Consider the following 11232-nt stretch of genomic DNA (forward strand, 5'->3'; position numbering starts at 1 on the left):
ATGACCAATTTTTCCGGACTGACCGAGGACGTGGCTCGGGAGGCCGTCGAGGTGGCGCGGCCGTCGATCGAGAACCTCTCCCACGGATCTCCAGGGCATCTCGTCGTGCTCCGGCCAGGCGTCGCCCCAACCGCCGACGCTGAGTTGCCCGTCGTCTTCCGCTGTAGCTGGGGTGAGAAGGCGGACTGGGCCGGGCCGTACGACGTGATTGCCGAGTCGAAGGCTCGGATCAGCTGGACCACCGGCCTGCCGTCGCACGCCGTTCAGCAGTTGCATCCCTACCTGTACCAGCACGGTTGGACCAAGTGGGGTGGCAGCGCGGTGGGCGAGGGCGGGCTGGTCGTGGCGTACAGCGGCGACAAGTGGTTCCACGACCAGTTCTACTCGGAGCTGGTCGTGGCGGCGATCAAGGTCGTGTGCCTTCGCGAGATGGACTCCGTGATGCGCGACCCGAGCACCCTGTTCCTCGGCAACGGAAGCGAGAATCCATGAAGGTGAACGACACTCGGACGTTCGGGCGCGCAGGGTTCGACGTGACCCTGCTCGGGTACGGCGGTGCGCCCATCGGCAACATCTTCCGGCCGGTCCCCGAGGCGGAGGCGCAGGCGCAGATCGCCGAGGCGTGGGACATGGGGGTGCGTTCGTTCGACACCGCACCCATGTACGGGCACGGGCTGTCCGAGCACCGGGTGGGCCATGCACTGCTGACGAGGGCCCGCGACGACTACGTGTTGTCCACGAAGGTGGGGCGCACGTTGACGCCCGCGCGCCGTGGGTCGTTCGACACCGGAATCTGGGTGGACACCCCGCCGTTCCGGGCCGACTTCGACTACTCGTACGACGCGGTCCTGCGGCAGGTGGACGACAGCCTGCAGCGCATGTGCCAGGACAGATTCGACATCCTCTACGTGCACGACGTCGACCGGTACACGCACGGCGACGCCCAGCCCGCGCGGTTCGCGGAAGCGCTCGAGGGTGCGTTCCCCGCGCTGATCCGGTTGCGGGAGGAGGGCGTGGTCCGGGCGATCGGCGTCGGGGTCAACGAGGCCGACGTCGTCGTCGACGCCCTCGAACGCGTCGATCTCGACTGCGTCCTCCTCGCGGGAAGATACTCCCTGCTCGAGCAGGATCCGGTGAAGGACCTGCTGTCGCTCGCGGTGGAGCGCGACGTTGCGATCGTCCTCGGCGGTGTGTTCAATTCGGGCATCCTGGCCACCGGCGCGGTGCCCGGCGCCAAGTTCAACTATCAGCCCGCACCCGAAGAGGTGCTGAGCCGGGTGCGCGACATCGAGAAGCACTGCGAGCGTCATCGGGTTCCGTTGGCGGCCGCGTCGATTCAGTTCGCGGCCGCGCATCCGGCGGTGCGGGAACTTCTGCTGGGCGCACGGAACTGCGAGCAGTTGCGGCAGAACGCGGCCTGGCTCGAACACCCGATCCCGGCCGAATTCTGGGAGGACCTGCGCGCCGCGGGACTGATCCTGGAGGAGGCGCCCACTCCGTCCTGACCGCCGGTCACATCGTGTACGGAGCGGTCGCGTTCTGTAGCTCCTCGAGAAAGTCGGCGGGCACCGTCGGCCACTCCGGCCGCCAGTTGCCGGCCAACTGATCTGCCCGGAGATCCGCGACCAGGGCGACGACGAGGGGTCCGCCGTCGGGAAGCACGCGGTGGAGTCCGCGTGCCGCGCAGATCGAGGCGATGGAGGCGAGGGTCTGCTTCGCCTCGTCGTCGCGGCCCGCGGCGGCGAGGCACGCCACCCGGAGGCGCTCGGCCAGCAGGTAGGCGCGGTTGCGGCCGGTGCCGGCCAGTCGATCGGTCCACTCCTGCGCCCAGGTGCACGCCAGCTCGATGTTCTCGCGCGCCCCGGTGGCGAGCAGCATCCGGATCGCGGTGGTCTCCTCGACCTGCGCGACGATCTCGTCGATGCCCGACACCGGGCGCCGCCGGTCTTCGTGTGAGATCGGGTCCGGAGCCCGCAGCGAGGGATGCGGGGTGATGCCGAGCCGCCGGCGTTCGTTCTCGATGCGGGCCCGCAGGCGGGCGAGGGAGTAGGTCTCGGCCACCTCGAGTCCGGCGTGCAGGCGTGTCGTCGCCTCCTCACGGTCACCCCGCAGCGCCTTGACGTGAGCGCCGGTCACGAAGCGGGCGACCTTGAAGTCCACCCCACCGGTCTCGACGGCGAGGGTGTATCCGTCGTCGAGGAGACGTTCGGCTTCTTCGATGTCCCCACGTTCGTAGAGCACCTCACCGAGCAGCGACCCCGCGAGCCGGGCGGACGGCGCTCGCGGCCCGCCCAGTTTCCGTCCGGCTCGCCGGGCCCGCCGGAAGCGGTCGACGGCGTCGTCGACGTCGAGCTGCTCGTAGGACGCGACACCCAGATAGCTCTGACCGTGAACGACGTTGTGCGGTCCCGTGTTCCGCTCGTAGTAGGGCCGGGCCACTTCCTGGATCCTGCGCACCTCCGCGAAGTCGAAGCGGTACACGGCGGCGAATGTGGTGACGTTGAACGCGGCGCACACCACCCACGGGGACATTGTCTCCGGCCGCGCCAGGCAGTCGGCGGCGAGTTCGTCGATTCGGCCGCTGCGGTCGTTGCGTAGTTCCGCCACCGCACGGACGACGCCCGCCTCCGCCCGCAGATCCGCCGTGTCGCTCGCGCTCGCGCCGCTGTGGTCGAGTGCCCATTCGGCTCGCTCGAGCGCGCGTTCGGCGGCCATGGTCCGGTTCGCCATCGCGTGCGCCCACGCGGTCGTGACCTGCAACCGGGCGCTCGCGGCGACGAGAGCCGGTGGCAGCTTGTCGACCACCGCCGACAACGTCGCCGCCTGGGACTGCTCGAGCAGTATCAGTCCGTCCGCTTCGACGAGTTTCACCGCGCGTTGCTCTTCGCCGCCGGCGATGGCGTGGTCGACGGCCTCGCGGAGCAGACTGTGGTCGCAGAACCAGCGGGACGCGACGCGGTGCAGTTCCCGGACGCGGTCGGATTGGTCGCGTTCGAGCCGGCGGCGCAGGAACTCGGCGAACAGGGTGTGGTAGCGGAACCACGTTCGCTCGTCGTCGATGTGGCGCAGGAACAGGTCCCGGTCCTCGGCGGCCTCGAGCATCGCCTGCCCACGCGCGGTGTGTGCGAGGGCGCCTGCGAGACTGCCGCACGTGCGTTCGGTGATCGAGGTGGCCAGCAGGAAGTCGAGCATCTCGGGTTCGAGGGTGTCGAGGACGTTCTCGGCGAGGAATTCGCCGATCGCGTGGTGGCGGCCGGACAATCCGGCGATCAGCTCGGAGGGATCCGCTCGCCCGCGCAGCGACAGCGACGCCAGTTGGAGCGCCGCGACCCACCCGTCGGTGGAGTCGCGGAGCTCGGTGACGTCCTCGGTGTCGAGGGGCAGGCCACCGAGGTCGACGAGGAACGACCGGGCTTCGGAATCGTCGAAACGCAGTTCGGAGTAGTCGATTTCGACGAGTTCGTCCTTGACGCGCATGCGGCTCATCGGCAGCCCGGCCCTGGTCCGGCTCGTCACCACGACCTGCAGGTGGTGACACCCGTTGTCGAGGAGGAACTCCAGTGCGGCGATCGTCGCGGGCTCGGACACGCGCTGCCAGTCGTCGATGATCAGGGCGATCCGTTCGCCGCTCTCGTGGATCTGGTTGACGAGCGAGGTGAGCACGTAGCGTTCGGCCTCGTCGTCGTGCTCTTCGAGGACCTGGCCGAGTTCCTTGGCCAGGTTGGGGCGCACGCGGCGGATCGCCTCGATGAGGTGGGCGACGAACCAGACCACGTTGTCGTCGTCGCTGTCGACGGTGAGCCACGCGACGGCCACGCCCTCGTCGGCGAGGACGTTCCGCCACTGGGCGGCCAGGGTGCTCTTGCCGAATCCGGTGGGGCCGTGGATCACGGTCAGCAGGCGTCGGCGTCCGGCCCGCAGCAGGTCGATCAGCCGGTTCCGCTCGACGAGCTGACGGGTCGCGGCGGGCGGCCGGAACCGGGTGGCCGGTGCGGGCGGCGGCGTCGACGGGTATCGCGCCCGTCCCGTCGTGGACGTCCGGAACGGACCGGAGATGGTCGAGACGGCCCCGTGTGCGGAAGCCTCGACGTGGTGGACCCCCGCGTCGACGGGCATCGCCATCTCGTCCACGGCCAATCCGTGGTGGCGTTCGACCTCCCGCAGTTCGTCCCCGAACGCGGCGGCGGACGCGGGGCGATCCTCCGGTTTACCGGACATCGCCCGCTGGATCACCGCGCTGAGGTCCTCGGGGAATCCCTCGGTCCGCAGGTCCGGGACGGGTTGGGTGGTGATGCGCAGGAACTGCGCGATCACCTCCTCGCCGTTGTGCCGTTCGAAGGCCGCGTGCCCGGTGATCGCGCTGAACAGGGTCGCACCGAGGCTGTACACGTCGGAGGCGGCGGTCGGGGTCCGCCCGGACAGAACCTCGGGAGCGGTGAACGCTGGGGAGCCGGTGACGGTGCCCGCAGTCGTCTCGAACGCCCCCGACATCCGCGCGATCCCGAAATCGGTGAGCTGCGGTTCGCCGTACTCCGTCAGGAGGATGTTTCCCGGTTTGACGTCCCGGTGGAGGATGCCCACCCGGTGCGCGGTTTCGAGTGCACCGGCAAGTTTCACCCCGACACGCAGGGCGTCGCTCCAGGGAATGGGCCCGCGCCTGCGGATCTGCGCGTCCAGCGAATCGTGGGGATGGTACTGCATCACGATGTACGGACGGCCGGTGTCGGTCGTCCCGACCTGCATGATGTTGACGATGTGCGGGTGGCCGCTCAGCCGGCCCATGGCGCGCTGCTCCCGCAGGAACCGCTCGAGGTTCTCGGCGTCGAGCGCCGCGGTGAGGACCTTGACCGCCACGGTTCGATCGAGTTCCGGTTGCGCACACCGATAGACCACCCCGAACCCACCGTGCCCGATCTCCCTGGCGTCCTCGAGACCGACTGCGGACAGCTCGGATATGAGGGTTTTCGACACCGACTCACGCTGGGTGGCGAGCGGGTCAAAATCGGTCATTCCACCACCTCTTCGCTCGTCATCGAGCATATCGCGGTACGCGTGACCCCGAGGCCGGACAATCGAGCGATGCCACACGTGCGGAAAATCGTGGATCTGTCACACACCATCGGTCCGGGGATGCAGGTGTATCCCGGCGACCCGGTGCCGACGCTGATCCGGCACTGCACCCTCGAACGCGACGGCTACAACGTGCTGGACGTCAGGATCGGTTCGCAGTCCGGGACGCACGTCGACGCCCCGGCGCATCTGAAGGCGGGGGCCGCGACCGTCGACCGGCTGGCGCCGGAGCTGTTCGTGGGACGTGGCGTCGTGTTCGACCTGCGCGAGCTCGTTGCGCGGCAGCGGATTACCCGCGACCTGATCATGTCCCGGGCGGAGGACGCCGGGCCGGGCGACATCGCCGTGTTCCATACCGGGTGGTCTCGCCACTACGGAACGGATGCCTACTACACACATCCGTTCCTCGACCCCGCGGCATGCGCGCTGCTGCTCGACCGGGGAGTGCGGACGTTCTGCCTCGACGCTCCGAGCATCGACGAGACGCCGGACGGGGAGCACGCCGACGCCGGATACCCGGTTCACCATCTGATCGCCGACGCAGGCGGAGTGATCGGCGAGAATCTCTGCCGGCTCGACCGGATCGACTTCCCCGACCCGCTCCTCAGCCTCCTGCCGATCGCACTGGAGGCAGGCGACGGAGCCCCCACCCGGGCAGTGGCGATGGAGCTGGCCGAATAGTCCCGCTCAGCCGCCGGCCACGGACTGCAGGATCTGCAGTTCCTGCCCGGGCGCCACCTCGGTGCCGACACCGCCGAGGAGCCGGACGTCCTCGCCGTCCACGTAGACGTTGACGTACCGCCGCAGGGCGCCGGTCTCGTCGCGAATCCGGCGGCCGAGGATCGGGAACTCGCCCGCGAGAACGTCGAGCACGTGGGACAGCGGCGAGGCGGTGTCGAGGGGCACGTGTACGGACCGTTCACCGCCGACGATCGACGCCAGCGCCCGCGGAACCCGCACGGTGACGCCCTCACTCATGACGCGATCACTGCGGCCCGCACGCACAGGATGTCGGGCAGATGCGCCGCGACCGTGCCGAACGTGGCGCCCTCGTCGGCGCTCCCGTACACCTCGCCGCCGCGCGTGCCGAAATACACGCCGACCGGGTCGCCGGTGTCCACTGCGGCGGCGTCGCGGAGCACCACGTTGTAGTCGCGTTCCGGTAGCCCGCTGTCGAGGCGGGTCCAGCTGTTCCCGGCGTCCTCGCTCCGGTAGACGGCCAGCCGGCCGTCGGGTGGGATTCGTTCACGGTCCGCCTCGATCGGAACGACCCAGATGGTCCCCTCGCGGCGCGGGTGGGTGAGCATCACGAATCCGAAGTCCGTCGGCAGCCCGTCCGCGATCGACTTCCACGTGTCGCCGCTGTCGTCGGTGCGGTAGACGCCGTGATGGTTCTGGGCGTACAGCCGGTCGGGGGCGACGGCGTCGCGGGCGATCTTGTGGACGCACTGACCGAACTCCGGATTCGGGTCCGGCAGGAAGTAGGCCGTGATCCCGGTGTTGCGCGGCTCCCAGGACGCACCCCCGTCCGTGGTGCGGTAGACCCCTCCGGTGCTCATCGCGACATGCACCGTGTTCTCGTCCTGTGGATGTGGTACGACGGAATGCGCTGCGGCGCCGCCGTATCCGGCTCCCCACTCCGGTCGGTGCGGATGGTCCCACAGCCCGCGTTCGAGGTCGAAATGCTCGCCGCCGTCGACCGACCGCCACACCGAGATGGGTTCGCACCCCGCCCACACGACGCCCGGACGGTCGTCCGTGTCGGGCCGGAGCTGCCACACCCGCTCGAGCGCGGCGCCGTCTCCGTCGCCGAAGCGGATGGCGCCGTGATCCGGTTCGGTCCAGGTGGAACCCAGATCGTCGGAGTGCGCGACGGTGGGACCCCAGTGCTCGGACCGGACCCCGACCAGAATGCGGGTGCGCCCACCCCGCGTGTCGATCCCGATACTCGGAATCTCATTCATCAGGAAGTGTGGGCCGGACAGCGACCAGGTGGCGCGGTCGCGGCTGGTGGCCAGCCACAGGCCCTTCTTCGTTCCGATCGCGACCAGGACGGTGTCGGGTGCGCTCATGAATCCATCGGACCACTCGGCCCGGCAGTTGGCAACGACGGAGCGGGAACTCTCAGCGGGCGGGCCCGTGCCCGATCCGCGCCCGCAGGTGGCTCAGTGCCCGGTGCTGGGCGACGCGGACGGCGCCCGGTGTGGTGTCCAGGACCCGTGCGGTCTGCTCGGCCGACATTCCCACGATGACGCGCATGAAGAGGATCTGCTGGTGCCGGACCGGAAGGGTCTCGACGAGCTGGCCCATCTCGCCGCGCAGTTCACCGCGCAGGATGTGATGCTCGGGGCCGTCCTCGACGTCCACCACGTAGTGTGCGGCGGCGGCGCGCGCGGTCTGCGGCACGGACAACCGGGTGGCGCGGCGCCGCGCGTCGGACACCTTGTGCGCGGCGATGCCGAAGATGAACGACAGCAACGATTTTCCCTGGTTCTCGTACGTCCGCAGGGCGCTCATCAACGCGAGGCACACGTCCTGGGTGACGTCGTCGGCGGTGGTGTGCGGGTGATCCACCGACTCGAGTCGGCTCGTGCAGTAGCGGTGCACGAGGGGGTGCGCAATGCGGAGAACCTCTTCGACGGCGTCCTCGTCGCCCTTCGCTGCGTGCGGCGCGAGGCGTTCCAACTCGGCTCTGGCGTCCAACTCGATCATGGTGTTCTCCCTGTTCCTGGTGCTGCATCCAGCCTCGGGGGAACGCGCGACAGTCGATAGGCACCGAAGGGTGCGGAAGTCCCCACCCCGGCTAGGACTCCATAGCGGGATCTAGGACACGCGCTAGATGAGCGCAGATTCGGCAACAGAGGTTGTTACCTTCGTGGCCATGGACCCTGTCCGTAACCCCTATGCGCCCGGCGCGGGACAGCGCCCGCCGGAGCTCGCGGGCCGAACCAGGCAGCTCGACGCGTTCGACGTGGTGCTCGAGCGGATCGCGCGCGGTCGCCCGGAACGCAGTGTGATGCTCACGGGTCTGCGTGGCGTCGGCAAGACGGTCCTGCTGAACCACCTGCGGTCGGCCGCCATCTCGCGGCGGTGGGGAACGGGGAAGATCGAGGCCCGACCGGATCAGGATCTGCGGCGGCCGCTGTCGTCGGCGTTGCACATGGCGGTTCGGGAGATCGCGGGCTCGCACCGCGACCCCGACCGGGTGGAGGAGTTCCTCGGCGTCCTGAAGTCGTTCGCCCTGCGGGCGACGGCCGACAAGGGCATGCGGGAGCGGTGGCAGCCGGGCATCGACGCCCCCGCGGTGAAGGGCCGCGCCGATTCCGGGGACATCGAGATCGACCTGGTCGAACTGCTGCTCGACGCGTCGTCCCTGGCCCGCGACGTCGGGGTCGGGATCGCACTGTTCATCGACGAGATGCAGGACCTCGGCGCCGCGGACGTCTCGGCGGTGTGCGGGGCCTGCCACGAGCTCAGCCAGGACGCGGCGCCGCTGATCGTGGTCGGAGCCGGATTGCCGCACCTGCCCGCGGTGCTGTCGGCGTCCAAGAGTTACTCGGAGCGGCTGTTCAGCTACCACCGCATCGACCGGCTGGACCGGGTGTCGGCCGACCGGGCGTTGATCGCGCCCGCCGAGCGGGAGGACGTGAAGTTCACGGACGAGGCGCTCGACGCGTTGTACGCCGCGGCCGACGGCTACCCCTATTTCGTCCAGGCCTACGGCAAGGCGACGTGGGACGTGGCCGCGGCCAGCCCGATCACCGAGGAGGACGTGCGGGTGGCCGCGCCGACCGCGGAGGAGGAACTCGCGGTCGGGTTCTTCGGGTCACGGTACGAGCGCGCGACGCCTGCCGAGCGGGAGTACATGCGGGCGATGGCCGACCTCTCCGGGGACGACGGGCCGGTCGCCACGTCGGCGATCGCCTCCGAGCTCGGCCGCAAACCCGCGTCGCTGTCACCGGCGCGGGACGGGCTGATCAAGAAGGGCCTGATTTATTCGGCCGAGCGCGGGTCGATCGGATTCACCGTGCCGCACTTCGGCAAGTACCTGCGGGCGCAGCACGACTAGCGGAATCTAGCTCTCTCTATGACTTTGCATAGAAAGCCGAAGATTGTCCTGTCGAGTGCGGAACGTGTTCCGGGCGCTGGCCCTCGCCGTGGCTCCGGCGCATCCTGGAGGTACGACGAAGGGATCAGCGATGTCGGACACTGTCGCCCGCAAGGTCATCGGTGCACACCTCCTCGACGGCCGGATGGAACCGGGCGAGGAGATCTCGATCCGGATCGACCAGACGCTCACCCAGGACGCCACCGGAACCCTGGTGATGCAGGAACTCGAGGCGCTCCACCTCGATCGCGTCAAGACCGAGTTGAGCGCGCAATACGTCGACCACAATCTGCTGCAGGCCGACGAGAAGAACGCCGAGGACCACGAATTCCTCCGCACCGCCGCCCTGCGGTATGGGTTGTGGTTCTCGAAGCCGGGCAACGGGGTCTCTCATCCCACCCACATGCAGCGCTTCGGCGTCCCCGGCAAGACCATGGTCGGGTCCGACTCGCACACACCGGCGGCGGGCTCGCTGGGCATGCTCGCGATCGGCGTCGGTGGGCTCGAGGTCGCCATGGCGATCGCGGGTCAGCCCCTGCACCTGCGGATGCCTCAGATCTGGGGCGTGGAGTTGACCGGCAGGCTCCCCGACTGGAGTTCGGCGAAGGACGTCATCCTCGAGATGCTCCGCCGCCACGGGGTCAAGGGCGGGCTCAACAGAATCATCGAATATCACGGTGAGGGGCTCGCGACGTTGACGGCGATGGATCGTCACGTGATCGCGAACATGGGCGCCGAACTGGGCGCCACGACGTCCATCTTTCCCGCCGACGACGCCGTCCGCGATTTCCTGCGCGCCGAGGGCAGGGAAGGCGACTTCGTGGAACTGCTCGCCGATGCGGGCGCGGAATACGACGTGCACGAACACCTCGACCTGTCGACGATCGAGCCGCTGATCGCGAAACCCTCTTCGCCGGGAAACGTGGTGCCCGTCCGGGAGGTCGCCGGTGAGGACGTGAGCCAGGTGGTGATCGGGTCGTCCGCCAATCCCGGGCTGCGCGACTTCGCGATCGCTGCGGCCATGGTGTCGGGGAGGCAGACCGACCCGAGCGTGAGTTTCGACGTCAATCCGAGTTCGCGGGAGATCCTTTCCGATCTGACCAAGATGGGCGCCACGCTCGCACTCGTCGTGGCAGGCGCGCGAATTCATCAATCCGGGTGCATGGGCTGCATCGGCATGGGCCAGGCGCCGGCGACCGGCCGGAATTCCCTCCGGACGATGCCCCGCAATTTCCCGGGTCGTTCGGGCACCCGTGAGGATTCCGTGTGGCTGTGTTCACCCGAGACGGCGGCCGCGTCGGCTCTCACCGGGGTGATCACCGACCCGCGGGACTGGGCGGAGAAAGCGGGGATGCCGTACCCGGAGATCACCCTTCCGGACGAGGCCACCGTCAACACGGCCATGCTGGTGGCTCCGCTGCCGGAAGAGGAAGCGCGGCACGTCGAACTCGTGAAGGGGCCCAACATCTCGTCCCTGCCCGAGTTTCCGCCCCTGCCCGACCGCATCGAGGCACCGGTACTTCTCAAGGTCGGTGACAACATCTCCACCGACGAGATCTCTCCGGCCGGGGCGCGGGCCCTGCCGTACCGTTCCAACATTCCCAAGCTGTCCCGGTTCACGTTCACCCAGGTGGACGAGACCTATCCGGCGCGCGCGGAGGAGACGGCGAAGACCACCGGGCATTTCATCGTCGGCGGTGACAACTACGGGCAGGGGTCCTCGCGTGAGCACGCCGCGATCACCCCGCGCTACCTCGGGTTGCATGCGGTGATCGCCACCTCGTTCGCCCGTATCCACTGGCAGAATCTCGCCAACTTCGGTGTACTCGCGCTCGAATTCGAGAACCCGGACGACTACGACACGATCCGGCAGGACGACGTGCTGGTCCTCGACGGAGTTCGGGACGCCATTCGTTCCGGCCCCCGCCTGACCCTGTTCGACTCGACCCGTGACGTGGAGATCCCGGTGCGTCACCGGCTGTCCCCACGTCAGGTCGACGACGTGCTCGCGGGCGGATTGATTCCACAGCTGGCACGCAGAGAGTGATCAGCCG

At 68.9% G+C, this 11232-nt stretch carries 9 protein-coding genes; 5 read left to right on the forward strand and 4 right to left on the reverse strand.

Annotated elements, in window-relative coordinates:
- Together GO592_RS02465 and GO592_RS02470 are read left to right on the forward strand one after the other, a co-directional pair.
- Complete coding sequence (locus GO592_RS02465; protein ID WP_007297688.1) at positions 1-492, forward strand: hypothetical protein; 492 nt, start codon at positions 1-3, stop codon at positions 490-492.
- Positions 489-1505 carry an aldo/keto reductase gene (locus GO592_RS02470; protein WP_007297689.1) on the forward strand — a complete coding sequence of 339 codons (1017 nt, stop codon included), beginning with the start codon at positions 489-491 and terminating at the stop codon, positions 1503-1505. The genes GO592_RS02465 and GO592_RS02470 overlap by 4 nt, the downstream gene beginning before the upstream one ends.
- 7 nt (positions 1506-1512) lie before the next feature.
- Here the strand turns inward: GO592_RS02470 and GO592_RS02475 are convergent, their stop codons facing one another.
- On the reverse strand, positions 1513-5010 hold the full coding sequence (locus tag GO592_RS02475; protein ID WP_007297690.1) for a serine/threonine-protein kinase: 3498 nt from the start codon (positions 5008-5010) through the stop codon (positions 1513-1515).
- Between the two features lie 69 nt (positions 5011-5079).
- Between GO592_RS02475 and GO592_RS02480 the strand changes: the two genes are divergently transcribed.
- On the forward strand, positions 5080-5751 hold the full coding sequence (locus GO592_RS02480) for a cyclase family protein (RefSeq protein WP_005258787.1): 672 nt from the start codon (positions 5080-5082) through the stop codon (positions 5749-5751).
- 6 nt (positions 5752-5757) lie between these two features.
- Here GO592_RS02480 and GO592_RS02485 read toward each other — a convergent pair whose 3' ends face one another.
- The 3 genes from GO592_RS02485 to shbA are packed head-to-tail and all read right to left on the reverse strand — an operon-like array spanning position 5758 to position 7782.
- Positions 5758-6048, reverse strand: a complete 291-nt coding sequence (locus GO592_RS02485; RefSeq protein WP_007297691.1) for a MoaD/ThiS family protein — start codon at positions 6046-6048, stop codon at positions 5758-5760.
- Entirely contained in the window at positions 6045-7142 is a 1098-nt protein-coding gene (locus GO592_RS02490; protein WP_005258783.1) for a WD40/YVTN/BNR-like repeat-containing protein, read from the reverse strand. Before GO592_RS02490 ends, GO592_RS02485 begins: the two co-directional genes overlap by 4 nt.
- Positions 7143-7194: 52 nt before the next feature.
- Positions 7195-7782: an RNA polymerase sigma factor ShbA gene (gene shbA / locus GO592_RS02495; RefSeq protein WP_007297692.1), complete on the reverse strand. Its 588-nt coding sequence runs from the start codon at positions 7780-7782 to the stop codon at positions 7195-7197.
- 169 nt (positions 7783-7951) lie between these two features.
- Here shbA and GO592_RS02500 point away from each other — a divergent pair, with 169 nt between their 5' ends.
- Together GO592_RS02500 and GO592_RS02505 are read left to right on the forward strand one after the other, a co-directional pair.
- Complete coding sequence (locus GO592_RS02500) at positions 7952-9139, forward strand: AAA family ATPase (RefSeq protein WP_005258779.1); 1188 nt, start codon at positions 7952-7954, stop codon at positions 9137-9139.
- A gap of 130 nt (positions 9140-9269) precedes the next feature.
- On the forward strand, positions 9270-11225 hold the full coding sequence (locus GO592_RS02505; RefSeq protein ID WP_007297693.1) for an aconitate hydratase: 1956 nt from the start codon (positions 9270-9272) through the stop codon (positions 11223-11225).
- The last annotated feature ends 7 nt before the right edge of the window (positions 11226-11232 follow it).

It is taken from the genome of Rhodococcus sp. 21391 (assembly GCF_016772255.1).
GTDB lineage: Bacteria > Actinomycetota > Actinomycetes > Mycobacteriales > Mycobacteriaceae > Rhodococcus_F > Rhodococcus_F opacus.

Coding starts and splice junctions, on each gene's coding strand:
- GO592_RS02465 (WP_007297688.1), top strand. CDS start 1: ATGACCAATTTTTCCGGACTGACCGAGGACGTGGCTCGGGAGGCCGTC.
- GO592_RS02470 (WP_007297689.1), top strand. CDS start 489: ATGAAGGTGAACGACACTCGGACGTTCGGGCGCGCAGGGTTCGACGTG.
- GO592_RS02475 (WP_007297690.1), bottom strand. CDS start 5,010: ATGACCGATTTTGACCCGCTCGCCACCCAGCGTGAGTCGGTGTCGAAA.
- GO592_RS02480 (WP_005258787.1), top strand. CDS start 5,080: ATGCCACACGTGCGGAAAATCGTGGATCTGTCACACACCATCGGTCCG.
- GO592_RS02485 (WP_007297691.1), bottom strand. CDS start 6,048: ATGAGTGAGGGCGTCACCGTGCGGGTTCCGCGGGCGCTGGCGTCGATC.
- GO592_RS02490 (WP_005258783.1), bottom strand. CDS start 7,142: ATGAGCGCACCCGACACCGTCCTGGTCGCGATCGGAACGAAGAAGGGC.
- shbA (WP_007297692.1), bottom strand. CDS start 7,782: ATGATCGAGTTGGACGCCAGAGCCGAGTTGGAACGCCTCGCGCCGCAC.
- GO592_RS02500 (WP_005258779.1), top strand. CDS start 7,952: ATGGACCCTGTCCGTAACCCCTATGCGCCCGGCGCGGGACAGCGCCCG.
- GO592_RS02505 (WP_007297693.1), top strand. CDS start 9,270: ATGTCGGACACTGTCGCCCGCAAGGTCATCGGTGCACACCTCCTCGAC.